This is a genomic window from Nonomuraea sp. NPDC054003, from assembly GCF_055585125.1.
Genome location: NZ_JBVJKR010000009.1, coordinates 96,149 through 110,045, shown reverse-complemented (window position 1 = coordinate 110,045; position 13,897 = coordinate 96,149). Strand labels below are relative to the sequence as shown.

15 protein-coding genes are annotated in these 13,897 nt (G+C 70.5%); 6 read left to right on the top strand and 9 right to left on the bottom strand.

Features of this window, described 5'->3' with window-relative positions; all coding sequences use genetic code 11:
• Positions 1 to 28 precede the first annotated feature (28 nt).
• From ACZ6YG_RS24260 to ACZ6YG_RS24250, 3 genes are all read right to left on the bottom strand, one after another.
• Complete coding sequence (locus tag ACZ6YG_RS24260) at positions 29 to 424, bottom strand: RidA family protein (RefSeq protein WP_397199225.1); 396 nt, start codon at positions 422 to 424, stop codon at positions 29 to 31.
• Between the two features lie 14 nt (positions 425 to 438).
• Positions 439 to 1,608 (bottom strand): MFS transporter, encoded by a 1,170-nt coding sequence (locus tag ACZ6YG_RS24255; protein WP_466019291.1) that lies wholly within the window; start codon positions 1,606 to 1,608, stop codon positions 439 to 441.
• 64 nt (positions 1,609 to 1,672) lie between these two features.
• A complete protein-coding gene (locus ACZ6YG_RS24250) occupies positions 1,673 to 2,158 on the bottom strand; it encodes an RrF2 family transcriptional regulator (protein WP_466019290.1) in 486 nt (161 codons plus the stop codon).
• Positions 2,159 to 2,297: 139 nt separating this feature from the next.
• Between ACZ6YG_RS24250 and ACZ6YG_RS24245 the strand changes: the two genes are divergently transcribed.
• Positions 2,298 to 3,293 (top strand): arginase family protein, encoded by a 996-nt coding sequence (locus ACZ6YG_RS24245; protein ID WP_466019289.1) that lies wholly within the window; start codon positions 2,298 to 2,300, stop codon positions 3,291 to 3,293.
• Here the strand turns inward: ACZ6YG_RS24245 and ACZ6YG_RS24240 are convergent.
• Both ACZ6YG_RS24240 and ACZ6YG_RS24235 read right to left on the bottom strand, forming a co-directional pair.
• Positions 3,266 to 3,916, bottom strand: a complete 651-nt coding sequence (locus ACZ6YG_RS24240; protein WP_466019288.1) for an NlpC/P60 family protein — start codon at positions 3,914 to 3,916, stop codon at positions 3,266 to 3,268. The genes ACZ6YG_RS24245 and ACZ6YG_RS24240 overlap by 28 nt on opposite strands.
• A 188-nt stretch (positions 3,917 to 4,104) precedes the next feature.
• Complete coding sequence (locus ACZ6YG_RS24235) at positions 4,105 to 4,575, bottom strand: ATP-binding protein (protein ID WP_466019287.1); 471 nt, start codon at positions 4,573 to 4,575, stop codon at positions 4,105 to 4,107.
• A 193-nt stretch (positions 4,576 to 4,768) separates the two neighbouring features.
• Between ACZ6YG_RS24235 and ACZ6YG_RS24230 the strand changes: the two genes are divergently transcribed.
• The 3 genes from ACZ6YG_RS24230 to ACZ6YG_RS24220 all read left to right on the top strand — a co-directional run bounded on the left by ACZ6YG_RS24230 (position 4,769) and on the right by ACZ6YG_RS24220 (position 6,155).
• Positions 4,769 to 5,599: a helix-turn-helix domain-containing protein gene (locus ACZ6YG_RS24230; protein WP_397199230.1), complete on the top strand. Its 831-nt coding sequence runs from the start codon at positions 4,769 to 4,771 to the stop codon at positions 5,597 to 5,599.
• A complete protein-coding gene (locus ACZ6YG_RS24225) occupies positions 5,584 to 5,802 on the top strand; it encodes a DUF397 domain-containing protein (protein ID WP_466019286.1) in 219 nt (72 codons plus the stop codon). The genes ACZ6YG_RS24230 and ACZ6YG_RS24225 overlap by 16 nt, the downstream gene beginning before the upstream one ends.
• 113 nt (positions 5,803 to 5,915) lie before the next feature.
• Positions 5,916 to 6,155 (top strand): DUF397 domain-containing protein, encoded by a 240-nt coding sequence (locus ACZ6YG_RS24220; RefSeq protein WP_397199232.1) that lies wholly within the window; start codon positions 5,916 to 5,918, stop codon positions 6,153 to 6,155.
• 5 nt (positions 6,156 to 6,160) lie between these two features.
• Here ACZ6YG_RS24220 and rsmA read toward each other — a convergent pair whose 3' ends face one another.
• Positions 6,161 to 7,000, bottom strand: a complete 840-nt coding sequence (gene rsmA / locus ACZ6YG_RS24215) for a 16S rRNA (adenine(1518)-N(6)/adenine(1519)-N(6))-dimethyltransferase RsmA (RefSeq protein ID WP_271278191.1) — start codon at positions 6,998 to 7,000, stop codon at positions 6,161 to 6,163.
• A gap of 91 nt (positions 7,001 to 7,091) precedes the next feature.
• Here rsmA and ACZ6YG_RS24210 point away from each other — a divergent pair, with 91 nt between their 5' ends.
• Both ACZ6YG_RS24210 and ACZ6YG_RS24205 read left to right on the top strand, forming a co-directional pair.
• Entirely contained in the window at positions 7,092 to 9,050 is a 1,959-nt protein-coding gene (locus tag ACZ6YG_RS24210; RefSeq protein ID WP_466019285.1) for a serine/threonine-protein kinase, read from the top strand.
• On the top strand, positions 9,047 to 10,237 hold the full coding sequence (locus ACZ6YG_RS24205) for a hypothetical protein (RefSeq protein ID WP_466019284.1): 1,191 nt from the start codon (positions 9,047 to 9,049) through the stop codon (positions 10,235 to 10,237). The genes ACZ6YG_RS24210 and ACZ6YG_RS24205 overlap by 4 nt, the downstream gene beginning before the upstream one ends.
• Here ACZ6YG_RS24205 and ACZ6YG_RS24200 read toward each other — a convergent pair.
• The 3 genes from ACZ6YG_RS24200 to metG all read right to left on the bottom strand — a co-directional run bounded on the left by ACZ6YG_RS24200 (position 10,234) and on the right by metG (position 13,865).
• On the bottom strand, positions 10,234 to 11,142 hold the full coding sequence (locus tag ACZ6YG_RS24200) for a resuscitation-promoting factor (protein WP_148029084.1): 909 nt from the start codon (positions 11,140 to 11,142) through the stop codon (positions 10,234 to 10,236). The genes ACZ6YG_RS24205 and ACZ6YG_RS24200 overlap by 4 nt on opposite strands.
• 82 nt (positions 11,143 to 11,224) lie before the next feature.
• Complete coding sequence (locus ACZ6YG_RS24195; RefSeq protein ID WP_466019283.1) at positions 11,225 to 12,079, bottom strand: TatD family hydrolase; 855 nt, start codon at positions 12,077 to 12,079, stop codon at positions 11,225 to 11,227.
• 4 nt (positions 12,080 to 12,083) lie between these two features.
• Positions 12,084 to 13,865, bottom strand: a complete 1,782-nt coding sequence (gene metG, locus ACZ6YG_RS24190; protein ID WP_219549439.1) for a methionine--tRNA ligase — start codon at positions 13,863 to 13,865, stop codon at positions 12,084 to 12,086.
• Positions 13,866 to 13,897: the final 32 nt, after the last annotated feature.

Below are 13,897 nucleotides of genomic sequence, written 5' to 3'. Positions count from 1 at the left end.
CGCGGGGCGCGCACCGGCGGGACGGCGTTCAGCCGGCGACCGCCACGGCGTCCACCTCGAACAGCATGTCGGGCAGGGCGAGCGCGGCCACTCCGATCAGCGACTGCGTGGGCGGCAGGTCGCCCCAGATCTCCCGTACGGCCTCCAAGAGGATGTCCAGCTTGCCCGCGTCGTGGCCGACGATGTACGTCCGGATCTGGACGACGTGGCCGTAGTCCGAGCCGGCCGCGGCGAGCGCGGTGCCGAGGTTCGCGAACGACTGCCTGACCTGCTCGGCGAAGTCGCCGGAGGTCACGTGACCGTCGGGCCCGGAGGCGTACTGGCCGGCGATGAGGACGAGGTCCCCGGAGGCTCGTGCGATGTGGCTGTAACCGAAACCGGTGGGGTCGTGCAGCGTGCCGGGGTTGATGATGGTGGGTTTCATGATCGTGTTCCTTTCTAAATGTGCCGCGTCCGATTGACGCCGACGATGAGCGCGGCGGCCAGGGCCAGCCCGGAGGCCACCCACAGGACACCGGCGACGGCGACCCCGTCAGCGGTGAACCCGCCGAGCACGGCGCCGAAGGCGATGGACAGGTTGAAGGCCGCCACGAACAGCGACGACGCCGATTCGGTCATCTCGGGCGCGGCCTTGAGCATCCAGGTCTGCAGTGTCACCGACACCCCGCCGTAGGCCAGTCCCCAGACGACGAGCAGAACGGTGCCCGCGAACGGGCCCCCGGTCAGCGCGAACAGAGCAGTGGCCGCGGACAGGACGGCGGCGATCAGGACGAGCGTGCCGCGCAGGTGCGCGCGCACCCGGTGGCCGGCGAGGAAGTTGCCGACGACGCCCGCCAGCCCGTACGCCATCAGCAACGCGCCGATCCACCCGTCGTCGATCCCGGCGAGGTCGTGCAGCAGGGGGCGGGCGAAGGTGTAGGCGGCGAAGTGCCCGGTGATCAGCAGGGCGGTGACGATCACGCCGATCCGCACACCCGTGTTCGCGCGCAGCAGGGCGGGCAGGTCGGGCAGGCCGATCGTGCGCTGCGCCGGCAGGCGAGGCACCAGAAGCAGCAGAGCGGCCAGCGCCGCCAGTCCCAGGATCGCGACGCCGGCGAAGCCGCCGCGCCAGCCGGTCAGCTCACCGATCAGCGTCCCGGCCGGGACGCCGAGCACGGACGCGGTGGAGACGCCACCGAAGATCACGGCGGTCGCGGCGGCGACCTGTCCGGGCGGCACCAAGCGGACCGCGAGCCCGCCCGCGATGGCCCAGAAGCCTCCGACGCTCACCCCGACAGCGAGCCGTGCCACCAGCACGACGGCGAAGTGCGGGGCGAGTGCGCAGACCAGGTTCGCCACCGCCATGAGCCCGATCAGCCCGGCCAGCATGACCTTCCGGTCCACCGTTCCGGCCCGCGCCGTGAGCAGCAGGGCGGCCAGTCCGGCGACGAGCCCGGGGACGGTGACCATCAGCCCTGCCGTGCCCGGCGAGACGTCCAGTGCCTCGCCGATCGGTGTGAGCAGGCCCACGGGAAGCAGCTCCGAGGTCATCAACACGAAGATCCCCAGCGTCACCGCCGAGACCGCTGACCATCCTCGCGCCTTTTCCGTTATCTGGATAGGAAACATCTAGAATTTCTCCAAAGAAAGCCGCTTCGGGAGAGGAGCCCTCCGCCCTTTCGCGGGCGCGGATTCAAGCTCGCCGGCTTCGCAACCCCTGGCGGGTCTCGTTCGGCGCGCCGGGGAACCGCGACTCGACCGTGGCCTTGACGTCGGCGAGAGTCCGCGCGGCCAGCTCCGCCCGCCAGAGCAGCTCCGCCTTCCGCATGACCTGGGAGATCACACAGGTTTCCCGGTAGTCGATCCCCGGCTCGCCGTCGGGGGCGTCGCGCAGGATCTGGGCGCACTGGAACGCGTCCTCCGGCCCCTCGATCGCCACCACCACGTCCAGCACAGTGATCTTCCGAGGATCGCGGGCGAGCTGGAACCCGCCACGCGGGCCCGAGACCGACGACACGATCCCCGCCCTCGCCAGCGCCTGCAACTGCTTGTTGAGGTACGCCGGAGGCAGCTTGAAGTAGTCGGCCAGGACCGCGGCCGGGACGGGGCGGCCGTCCTCGATCCACGTCAGGTTGAGGCACGTGTGCAGCGCCCACTCCACGCCCTCGCTCATCTTCATGATCCTGGATATTATGTGTCCAGGATCGCTGCCGCAACTTGAAACCAGATAGCCGCGACGACCGCCCGCCGTGAATCCTGGGGTGGAGGCCGGTCGCCGCCCGATCTGATCGACGGCGACTTCATGGAAGGAATGCGTCGTGGGTGGAGTGACGGTCATCGAGGTGCCGCAGTGGCGTGGGTCCGGGGCGGCGACAGCGGAGCGGCTGGTGGAAGGGGCCCGGCTGCTGGGCGAGATGGTGCCGGCGGACAGGCGGGTGCGGGTCGAGGCCGACGACGACCTCGCGGTGACCGCGTCGCGCGTGCGGGAAGCACTGGCGGCGGTAGGCGACGATTTCGTGGTGACCGCGTCGCGGGCGCGGGAGGCGCCGGCGGGGAGCGGCGGCGGTTTCGTGGTGACCGTGGGCGGCGACTGCGGGGTGGAGCTGGAGCCGGTGGCGGCGGCGCGGCGCGCGTACGGAGATCGGCTGGTCGTGGTCTGGTTCGACGCGCACGGGGATCTGAACACTCCTGAGTCCTCGCCTTCGGGGGCGTTCCACGGGATGGTGCTGCGGGCGCTGGTGGACGAGGGGCCGCGAGGGCTGACCGCCGATCCCGGCGTCGATCCCCGGCGGGTGGTGCTGGCCGGGGTGCGGGATCTCGACCCCGGCGAGGCCGCGTTCATCGCCGAGGCCGGCGTCGGACACGTGAGTACCCCCGACCCGGACGCGCTCGTCCAGGCGGTGACGGCCGCGGGTCTGCCAGGCGACGGCTCCCCCGGCCGGTTCACCTCGTCCGGTCCGCGGGGCGAGGGGAACGTGCACGCGCACGGAACGACCGGCCCGCTCCCGGCAGGCTCCCGCGCGCACGACATGAATGCGGAGAAGGACCGCGACCCGGTGGTTTACGTGCATGTCGACCTCGATGTGCTGGAGCCGGAGGTGTTCGGGAGCGTGGGAAGCCCGGTGCCGGGCGGGTTCCTGCCGGAGGAACTCGTGCGCATGGTGACGGCTCTGGGCGAGCGGTTCGAGGTGGCCGGGCTCGGGATCACCGAGTACGAGCCCGGCCGGCCCGAGGATCGGGAGGTGCTCGCGCCCGTGGTGAAGGCGCTGGTCGAGGCGTGTGCCGGTCAGCCCGGACGCACCGCGCCACGGTAGACCGACCCGAAGTAGGGCGAGCGGCGGAACTGGACGACCTTGACCACGTCGCCGGTCTTGGGGGCGTGGACCATGAGACCCGCCCGGAGGTAGAGACCGACGTGGGAGGGGTCGCCCGTCCCGCCGCCGAAGAAGACCAGGTCGCCCGAGCGGAGCCGGGACAGGGGGACGCGTCGCCCCTGCCGGAACTGGGTGCCGGTGTAGTGACCGAGCCGGACCCCTGCCCTTCCCCACGCGTACATGGTCAGGCCGCTGCAGTCGAAGCCGACGGTGGCGGCTCCCCTGCCGATGCCCCTGGTGGGGCCGGAGCGGGACCCGCCGCCCCAGGAGAACGGGGTGCCGATCCGCGCCAGGGCGGCGGCCGCCGCGACCTCGCCCTTGAGGCGCCTGGTGACCGTGTCCGGCTTGGAGCCGGTGTCCGGTCTGGTGGCCCTGTCCGGCTTCGTGGCGCGCTCCGCCTCGCCCAAGCCGCTCACCTCGGGCAGAGAGAGACGGCACAGGGACGGGTGGTCGAAGAAGCCGCTGCCCGGCGCGGGACACAGAGCGGCGGCGTGGGCGGGGACGGGCACGGAGACGAGCCCACCGGCGAGAGCGAGCCCTATCAGACGGGTACGTGACTTCATGGTCGGCCTCCTCGTGATCGGGGAGGCCAGGATCATCCGCACGGCATGCCCGCCAACGGGCCGAACGGGGTTCTGGGGACAATGTCGAGCTGTCCACAGTCATGCGGACGGAGCTTGGACGACACGTCAACCAACGGACTGAGGTCGAGCATGGCGTCGCAGCCGGGTCTTGACCTCGCTGTGAAGGGTCAGCGCGGTATGAGGGCCCACACGACTCGTTCGCCTACTTGCGTGCGGTCGGTGCCCCAGCATCCGTTGGTGAGGTCGTCCACAACCCATAGGCCCCTACCTCTCGTCTCCTCGGGGCCAGGCATCGAGGGCAGCGGAACACCCCCCGATACGCCGGAATCCACGACGCTCAACCGCCAGTAGCGCCTCTCCCTCTCCTCCACCGCGATCAGGCTCATCCTCACCCAGGGGCCGCCGCCGTGAACCACCGCGTTCGTCACCAGTTCGGATGCGATGAGCTGAAGGTCGGCCAGGGCCTGGTGGTCACCCATCCACCCCCGAAGCTCTCTACGCGCCAGCGCGGCAACCAGCTCACGCTTGCCGACTTCGCTGAGCAGCCACACTTTGATACCTGCGCACGGGTGCTCCGGCACTGTCACTCGCATAATCACCTCGGGGGCCGGGCGTACGACCTCGGTTTCGGTCTGCACGCGCTTTTCCTCACCTCTACAAAGATCGTTCGCGCATGTGCGGTGAATCGTCGCGCGCTCTTGAATCACTGGCCAGAGTGCCAGCCAGACGCTACGTTGAGCAGCGAAAGCACCCGACATTCACCACACGAAACGACCCCACATTCCGTGTGTGGCGCTATATGTATCCACGCCAGGTCCCAGGAGTCGACAGATGCCCCCAAAAGAGCTGGACCCTGACGCCGGCCAAGCAGCGAGATTCGGGTACGAGCTGCGTAGAGAACGTGAAGCCAAGGGGATGACACAGGCACAAGTGGGACATCGGCTGGGCTTCGCCCCCACCACTATCGGCGCATTCGAGCTCGGCACACGTCGTCCTCACCTGAAGCTCGCGCAAGCGTGCGAGGAACTGTTCAGGCTGGAACCCGGCGAACTCGTCAGATGGCTGCCGGAGGAACCCTCGAAAGCCGCGCCGAAGTGGTTCGGCCCTTGGAAGCTCAGGGAACGCTCGGCCAGGGCCATCTACACCTGGGAGCCGGTCATCGTGACCGGCCTGCTCCAGACCCGCGAGTACGCCGAGATCATCCTTCGGGCCAGACCAGGGAAGAGTCCCAGCCAGGTGCAGGAAGAAGTGGCGGCGCGGATGGAGCGCCAGGCCATCCTCACCCGCGACGATCCCGTGCTGCTATGGGCTTTTATGGACGAATCCATTCTTCATCGTCCGATCGGGTGCGAGGCCATCACCAGAAAGCAACTTGAACATCTCGTCGAGATGTCCGAACGGCCCAACATCACGATCCAGATCCTCCCGTACAGCGCCATGAGCGCCATCGGGATAGGCGGCGCTTTCGCTCTCGCTCAGGTCCCGGACGAGCCGGATGCGGCCTACATCGAGGGCTCTCTCCACGGACAGATCCGAGACACCGGCGACGACGTGGACATTCTCAAGCGGAGAATGGACCACATCAGGTCAGAGGTGCATTCTCAGCGCAATTCCATCGAAATGATTAAGAATAGGTTGGAGGAAGAATGGACCTGGAGCTGAAACGAGAGCTCACCGGCGCCGAATGGATCACGGCATCGAGCGACAACGGCGGCAACTGCCTTGAGGTGGCATTCCTCAGCGGGGACCGCGTCGGAATCCGCGACACGGAGCGGCCGGACCTGGAGCCATGGGTGGTCCGCGGCCCCGTCTGGGAAACCTTCAGCGAGGGCGTGAAGCGAGGCGTCTTCGACCGCTCCCCCTGATCAGATACCCCACGAGGGCCTGGCCCGTCGTCAGGCCCTCCCCCATTTCCAACGACACAGACATGTGTGTCACCGAAGGCTTCGGACACCACAACCGACCTAGGATCGCAGGCATGACCTCCACCGGTGTTGACCGCCTCCTGCGGATTGGCCTGCCCGTGGGTGTGTGGACCAAAGCCAAGGCATCCGGAGGAAACGGCGGGAGCTGTGTCGAGGTGATGCGGCGACCCGATGACAGCGTTCTCCTCCGGGACACCAAGGACCAGGGCGAGGGACCCGTGCTGGCCTTCGGGCCGGACGAGTGGCGGGCTTTCCTGGACGGGGTGTCCAAGGGGGAGTTCGACCTCCCCTGAGCCGATCAGGGCTTGTGTTCCGCGATGCGGGCGAAGGCGTGGATGTCCAGTTGCTCGCCCCGTACCGAAGGGTCCACCCCCGCCGCCCGCAACGCCTGCTCGGCCCCAGCCGGGCTGCCCGCCCAGCCCGCGAGAGCGGCGCGGAGGGTCTTGCGGCGCTGGGCGAAGGCGGCGTCGATCACCGCGAACACCTCCTCGCGCGTGGCCGTCGTCGGCGGCGGGTCGCGGCGCACCAGCGAGACGAGGCCGGAGTCGACGTTCGGCACCGGCCAGAAGACCGTGCGGCCGACGGGGCCGGCTCTGCGTACGTCGGCGTACCAGGCGGCCTTGACCGACGGGATCCCGTACACCTTGGAGCCGGGGGCGGCGGCGAGCCGGTCGGCGACCTCGGCCTGGACCATGACGAGGCCCCTCTGCAGCGAGGGCAGCACCTCCAGCAGGTGGAGCACCACCGGCACCGCCACGTTGTAGGGCAGGTTGGCCACCAGCGCCGTGGGGGTGTGGCCGGACAGGTCGTCAGGCGTGACCTTCATGGCGTCGGCCTGGATCACCGTGAGCTTGTCGGCGAGGCCCCGCTCGGCGACCGTCTTCGGCAACTGCGCCGCCAGCACCGGGTCGATCTCGACGGCCACCACGTGACGGGTCTCCGGCAGCAACGCCAGCGTGAGGGAACCGAGGCCGGGGCCCACCTCGATGACCACATCGTCCGAGGTCACCCCCGCCACGCGGACGATGCGCCGGACGGTGCCGGCGTCGATCACGAAGTTCTGGCCTAGCTTTTTGGTGGGTCGCAGATCTAGCTTGTTCGCCAAAATACGTATTTCTGCTGGGCCCAGGAGCCTCATCATCCAATAAGTGTCGCGCATCGAAGAACCTGCGATGGCGCACGGGGGCCGGGTGAGGGGAGGATGGGTGGAACAGGAAGGGACATCCCTCATGGAGCCAACGGGCGCCGCCCCGCTTCGCCCGACGGACTTACGGGAGATCGGGCCGTACCGCCTGCTCGGGCGGCTGGGTGAAGGCGGCATGGGGACTGTCTTCCTCGCCCGCGCGCCGACGGGGCGGTTCGTCGCGGTCAAGGTGGTGAAGGCCGAGTTCGCCAACCAGGAGGGGTTCGCGGCCCGCTTCCACGCCGAGGTGGAGAACGCCCGGCGGGTGGCGTCGTTCTGCACGGCGCAGGTGCTCGACAACGGCAACACCGGCGACGGCCGGCCCTACATGGTCACCGAGTACATCGCCGGCACGCCCATGTCCGACCAGATCTCCACCTACGGGGCCCTTGACCCCGGGCCGCTGCACGGCGTGGCGCTGGGGGTGGCGGCGGCGCTGGCGGCGATCCACGTGGCCGGGCTGGTCCACCGCGACCTCAAGCCGGCCAACGTGATCCTCTCGCTGTCGGGGCCGCGGGTGATCGACTTCGGCATCGCCAGGGCGCTCGACAGGGAGACGGGGTTCACCATGTCCGGGGAGCTGCTGGGCAGCCCCGGGTGGTGGGCTCCCGAGCAGGTACGGGGACACATCGTCACTCCGGCGGCCGACATCTTCGCGTGGGGCTGCCTGGTGGCCTACGCGGGCAACGGGCGGCACCCGTTCGGCCGGGGCGACCCCATCACGCTCGCCACCCGCGTGCTGCACAGCCAGCCTGACCTGGGTGCGCTGCCCGCGCCGCTCAACGAGCTGGTGCGGCGGGCCACGGCGATGGAGCCGGAGCAGCGGCCCACGGCTCAGGAGCTGCTCATCGCGCTGGTCGGCGGGAGCGCGCCCGCACCGGCGGCGACGGTGAACCCGCCGACCCTGGTGGCGACCGACCTGATGGCGGAGTGGGAGCCGCCCAGGAACGTGGTCGACGAACCGGACATCACCGCGACCTTCACGACGCCCCCGCCCAGTGACACCATGGTGGATCGGGACCCTTCGGGGAAGCGGCCCGCGGGACTCATCCCGTCCCGCGGCCAGGAGGGTCCCCCTTCACAGGACTCCTCACCGCCGGTGGCCCTCCCGAGCGGCTCCTTACCCGGCGGCGCGGCCGTACCGGGTGGAGGGCTGTTACCCACTGGTGCGGGCGAGCGCCCTCCGACGCCGGCAGAGCACCACGCTCCCCCACGCGACGAGGTGCATGCGCCCGCCCGCGAGCAGACCACGCAGCGCAGCCCCGCGCCGTCTCAAGGGGCAGGCGCCCCAGGCGATCCGTACGCGACCACGACGGACGCCCCTCCCGAACAGCAGGACCATGCGGGCGAGCCGGTTTCCGTGACCGAGCTGGGCAGGCGGGAGGAGCTGGCCGCGCGGGAGGAGCTGGCCCGCTGGCAGTCTGCCGCGCTTCCCCAGACGATCCCGCCGCCCGGCGGCGAACCGACCGACCCCGGCTACCAGCGTCCCCGCAGCACCCGATGGCTGATCGCCGCCGCCGCCGCGCTGCTGGCGATCACCGTCACCGGAGCCGTGCTCATCGTCACGTCGGGCCGCGACACCCCGGCCGGCACCACCGCGACCGGCTCCCCCGCCGCCGCCACCGCACAGCCCAACGACGTCGGGCGGCGGTTCCCGCTCGGCCCGGCGTTCGACGACCCGATGGTGATCGTGCCGGAGGCGCCGCGGTGCGGGCTGCGGGAGTACGAGGGCAGGACGCAGACCCAGGGCCAGCTGTGCGTGGTGCGCTGGGTGATGCTGAACCCGGGCGGCCGGCTGTGGGAGATCGGCGATCCCGTGGTGACCCTGCGCGACGACCGGGGCGGCCGCCACGACCCGATCGACGACGGTGCGGCGCCGGCGGCCATCGCGCCGGGCGACCGGATCGACGGGGTGCTGGTGTTCGACCTGCCGCCTTACCGCAAGCCGGTGGAGCTGTCGGCGACGATGCTGAAGGACGGCGAGCAGATCGAGGTCAAACTGTGAAGATCCGTGCGATTCTGCTGGCGGTGCTGCTGGGCGTGTCAGGGCAGGGGGTCACGTACGCGGCGGGCACGGCCTGCGCCGGGGTGAGCGACTTCGACGGCGACGGGGTGGACGACGTCGCCGTGGGCGACCCCTTCGCCGAGGGCCAGAAGGGCGCGGTGCACGTGCTCTCCGGCGACACCTCCATCCCGGTGACCGTGCAGGGGCTGGCGGAGGGTGACGCGTTCGGCTGGTCGGTGCGGCTGGCGAAGGTGAACGCCGACGAGTGCGCCGACCTGGTCGTGGGCGCCCCGTACACGGATGTGGACGGCAACGCCGACGCGGGCACCGCGTACGTGATCTACGGCGGCGGCGCGCTCGAGCCGCGGCGGCTGGTGGCGGCGGAGCCGCAGCGCGGCGCCCGGCTGGGCTGGTCGCTGGCGGCGCGCGGCGACCTCGTGGTGATCGGGGCGCCGTACGAGGACGACGGCGATCTGGCGGACGCCGGGGCGATCTACGCGCTCAAGGGCGGCGGCGCGTTGCGGCGGGTCACGCAGGCGACGGTCGAGGTGCGGGGCAACAGCGAGGTGGGTGACCAGTTCGGCTACTCGCTGGCCATGGGGCCCGGCAACGGCGTGGTGGTCGGCGTGCCGTACGAGAACGACGACGGTCAGGGCCAGCAGGTGGATTCCGGCAAGGTGGACTCGGGTTCCGTGGTGGTCATCCAGGATGTGCTGGCGGAGAAGATCGTCAGCACCAAGCTGGACTCGCCCACGGACAAGGCGGGCGACAAGTACGGGTACGCGGTGGCCTGGGTCGACGGGGCGGGGCCGGCCGTGGGTGCCCCGGGTGCCGGGTACGTGCAGCTCTACGACGAGAAGCTGGCCCCGAAGGCCCGGGTGCGGCAGGAGGGGAAGGAGGCGTTCGGGTTCTCGCTGGCCGCCTCGGCCGACGGCAGGCTGGCCATCGGCGCCCCGTACGGCGGCGGCGTCCGGGTGGTCACGGCCGCGGACGGCAAGGACGACAGGCGGCTGCCGCCCGCGGACGGGCTGTTCGGCTGGTCGCTGGCGTTCAGCGGCAACAAGCTGTTCGTCGGGCAGCCGGACGCGGCCCCGTACGGGAAGGTCACCGTCGCGGCGCGCAACTCCGACGAGCTGCGGGCCGTGCAGCCGCCGAAGGGCGCCGACTTCGGGGTCTCGCTCGGCTAGCCGAACAGGTGGGCTCCGCAGTTCGGCCATTGCTCCTGCCACCGGCCGGCGACCCGCTGGTAGAGGAGCTGCGCCCGGTACGTCTGCTCCTCGGGCGGCCAGGCGTGCGGCATGCCGGTGCCGCCGACGAGCTGCCACATCGGCAGACTGAACTGGTAGAGCCCGTAGTAGGGGCCGCTGGGGTTGTAGGCGGTGGGGTCGCCGCCGGACTCGCACATGGCCAGCGCGTCCCAGTCGAGCCGCATGACCTCGTCCCCGACGGGCTCGGTGCGGGGCGGCAGCACGGTGATGACCGAGCCTTCGCCGGGGAAGGCGCGCAGCGGCGGCCGGATCAGCGAGCCGGGCTCGTAGGAGATCCCGGCGCGTTTGAGCACCTGCCTGACGGTCCTGCCGGTGGTGGTCACGTCGCGGCGGGTGCCGTTGGCGACGATGTGCACGGTCCGCCGGGTGTAGATGATCAGCGCCATGCCCGACAGCGGCACCGGCTCGTACCTGGGCGCCGACATCCTCCCCCGCAGCGCGGCCATGTCCAGCTCGGCCAGCGCGTCGCGCACGGTGGTTGCGGTGACCAGGCGGCGGCTGGTGCGGCCGTCGACGGTCAGCGTGATGGGCCTGGCGTGGCGGACCTCGACGCGCACCCCGTCGGCCAGCGGCGCCCGCGCGCCGGGCCGTACCAGGTCGCCGTCGCCGAAGGGCACGTCATGGTCGGCGAGCAGCTCGTGGACGGAGTCGGCGAAGCTGCGCACCTCTTGCCGCCGGCCGTCGACGATCAGCACCACGTCCTTGGCCATGCCGCCGAGGACCGCGATGGCGCCGGTGGCGAGCAGGCCCGCCAGGCACGCCAGGGGCGTCCACGGCGAGCGCCACGGGATCCGGGGGCGCGGGGCACGTCTCTTTCCTCGCACGGGGGACCTCCGGTACGTCTCCTGAGGCGCCCGACAGTAGTGGCGGCCGCCACGCCGCCATCACCGCTTCACCGGAACATGGTCACCACTCGCCGAAAACGGTGACTCCGTTGTCGCTGATGGCCTCGCACAACCGGTCAGGATGGACGTTCTTGACCTCGGCGAGGCAGCGCAGCGTGATCGGGACGAGGTAGGGGGCGTTGGGCTTGCCGCGGTGCGGCACCGGCGGCAGGTAGGGCGCGTCGGTCTCGACCAGCATCAGCTCAGCGGGCGCGACCCGGGCGGCCTCCCGCAGCGCGTCGTTCTTCTTGTACGTGACAGGCCCGGAAAATGACATGAAATATCCGGCGTCGGTGCATTTCTTGGCCATCTCGGCGTCGCCGGAGAAGCTGTGGAACACCACCACCGGCGGCGCCCCCTCGGCCGCCAGCACCTTCAGCACGTCGTCGTGCGCCTCCCGGTCATGGATGACCAGCGCCTTTTCCGTACGCTTGGCGATCTCGATGTGCGCGCGGAAACTGGCGTGCTGGTCGTCCCTGGACGCCCAGTCGCGGAAGTAGTCGAGCCCGGTCTCGCCGACGGCGCGCACCTCCGGCCGCCCCGCCAGCTCCTCGATCTCGGCCAGGACCTCGGGGGTGGCCGCGTGCGACTCGTTGGGATGGACCGCCACGCCGGCGTGGACGTCGGCGTGGGCGGCCGCCACCTGGGCGTTCCACCGCGAGGACGGCAGGTCGTAGCCGATCGTCACCAGCCGGGTGACGCCCACCGCGCGGGCGTCGTCGAGGATGCCCCGCACGGTGGCCGAGGCCGCCTGCGCGGCCTGGGCCACCGGGTCGCCCGAGGACGCCTGCCGGTCGCCCACCATGATGTCGAGATGGCAGTGGCTGTCGAACACCGGCGCGGACAGCGGCTCCGGCGGGGCGGGCGGCTTGGTCACGGGATCAGCCTTCCAGCCTGGCCAGCTCTTCGTCGACGACCTTCGGGTCGAGCTTCTTGAACAGCGGCACGGGCGGCGCCAGCGGGATGCCCGGCTTGATCGGCCGGTGCTCCCAGCGGGCCGCGCCGTCGTACTCGCCGGTGATCACGGGGTAGGCGGCGCCGCCGTCTTCGTCGACCTCGCGGATCTCCGGCATGCCGGACCAGACGCCCTCGCCGCCGAGCATCGCGTGGACCTTGTTGGACGAGCCGGGCAGGAACGGCGTCAGCATCGTCTTGGCGTCGTCGACCACCTGGAGGGCGACGTGCAGGATGGACTTCTGCCGCTCCGGGTCGCCCTTGAGCTTCCACGGCTCCTGCTCGGCGAGATAGCGGTTGGCGTCGCGGACCACGTCGAGCGCCTCGGTGATGGCGTTCTTGAACCGGGAGCGGGCCAGCTCGGCGCCGACCGGGCCGAAGGTGTTGCGCGAGCGCTCCAGCAGCGCCCGGTCGGCGTCGGTCAGGTCGCCGGCCTCCGGGATCACGCCGAAGTTCTTGGCCGCCATGGAGATCGAGCGGTTGACGAGGTTGCCCCAGGCGGCGACCAGCTCGCCGTTGTTGCGGTTGACGAACTCCTGCCAGGTGAAGTCGGTGTCCTGGTTTTCAGGACCGGCGACGGCGATGTAGTAGCGCAGCGCGTCGGCGTCGTAGCGGGCCAGGAAGTCGCGCACGTAGATGACGACCTGCCGGGAGGAGGAGAACTTCTTGCCCTCCATGGTCAGGAATTCGCTGGAGACCACCTCGGAGGGCACGTCGAGCGCGCCGAGCGAGCCCGGCGTGCCGCCCTTGTCGCCCTGCCCGCTGTAGCCGAACAGCATCGCCGGCCAGATCTCGGCGTGGAAGACGATGTTGTCCTTGCCCATGAAGTAGTAGCCCCGGGCGTCGGGATTCTGCCACCACTGGCGCCAGGCCTCGGGGTCGCCGGAGCGCCTGGCCCACTCGATGGACGCCGACAGGTAGCCGATCACCGCGTCGAACCACACGTACAGCCGCTTGTTGGGCTGGTCGCGCCAGCCGTCGAGCGGGATCGGCACGCCCCAGTCGAGGTCGCGGCTGATCGCCCGGGGCTGCAGGTCGCCGAGCAGGTTGAGGGCGAACTTGAGCACGTTGGGCCGCCACTCGCCCTGCTTGGAGCGCAGGTAGGTGCCGAGCACCTCGGCGAAGGCGGGCAGGTCGAGCATGAAGTGCTCGGTCTCGGTGAAGACCGGCGTCTCGCCGTTGATGCGGCTCACCGGGTTGATCAGCTGGATCGGGTCGAGCTGGTTGCCGCAGTTGTCGCACTGGTCGCCGCGCGCGCCGTCGTAGCCGCAGAGGGGGCAGGTGCCCTCGATGTAGCGGTCGGGGAGCGTGCGCCCGGTCGACGGGGAGATGGCGCCCATCGTGGTCTTGGGGAAGATGTAGCCGTTGGCGTGGAGACCCTTGAAGATCTCCTGCGTGACGGCGTAGTGGTTGCGCGTGGTCGTGCGCGTGAACAGGTCGTAGGACAGCCCCAGCCCGGTGAGGTCCTCGGCGATCACCCGGTTGTATCGGTCGGCCAGCTCCCTGGCCGTGACGCCTTCCTTGTCGGCCTGCACCTGGATAGGAGTGCCGTGCTCGTCGGTGCCGGAGACCATCAGCACCTTGTTGCCCGCCATCCGCTGGTAGCGGCTGAAGATGTCGGAAGGCACGCCGAACCCGGAGACGTGCCCGATGTGGCGGGGGCCGTTAGCGTACGGCCACGCGACGGCGGTCAGAATGTGCTGGGACATGGTCCAAGCCTACGGGCCGCCGCCGCGCGTCT

What these genes read in the sequence shown, in the direction of transcription:
- ACZ6YG_RS24260 (WP_397199225.1), bottom strand. Translation starts at nt 424, where the DNA reads ATGAAACCCACCATCATCAACCCCGGCACGCTGCACGACCCCACCGGT.
- ACZ6YG_RS24255 (WP_466019291.1), bottom strand. Translation starts at nt 1,608, where the DNA reads ATGTTTCCTATCCAGATAACGGAAAAGGCGCGAGGATGGTCAGCGGTC.
- ACZ6YG_RS24250 (WP_466019290.1), bottom strand. Translation starts at nt 2,158, where the DNA reads ATGAAGATGAGCGAGGGCGTGGAGTGGGCGCTGCACACGTGCCTCAAC.
- ACZ6YG_RS24240 (WP_466019288.1), bottom strand. Translation starts at nt 3,916, where the DNA reads ATGAAGTCACGTACCCGTCTGATAGGGCTCGCTCTCGCCGGTGGGCTC.
- ACZ6YG_RS24230 (WP_397199230.1), top strand. Translation starts at nt 4,769, where the DNA reads ATGCCCCCAAAAGAGCTGGACCCTGACGCCGGCCAAGCAGCGAGATTC.
- ACZ6YG_RS24225 (WP_466019286.1), top strand. Translation starts at nt 5,584, where the DNA reads ATGGACCTGGAGCTGAAACGAGAGCTCACCGGCGCCGAATGGATCACG.
- ACZ6YG_RS24220 (WP_397199232.1), top strand. Translation starts at nt 5,916, where the DNA reads ATGACCTCCACCGGTGTTGACCGCCTCCTGCGGATTGGCCTGCCCGTG.
- rsmA (WP_271278191.1), bottom strand. Translation starts at nt 7,000, where the DNA reads ATGAGGCTCCTGGGCCCAGCAGAAATACGTATTTTGGCGAACAAGCTA.
- ACZ6YG_RS24210 (WP_466019285.1), top strand. Translation starts at nt 7,092, where the DNA reads ATGGAGCCAACGGGCGCCGCCCCGCTTCGCCCGACGGACTTACGGGAG.
- metG (WP_219549439.1), bottom strand. Translation starts at nt 13,865, where the DNA reads ATGTCCCAGCACATTCTGACCGCCGTCGCGTGGCCGTACGCTAACGGC.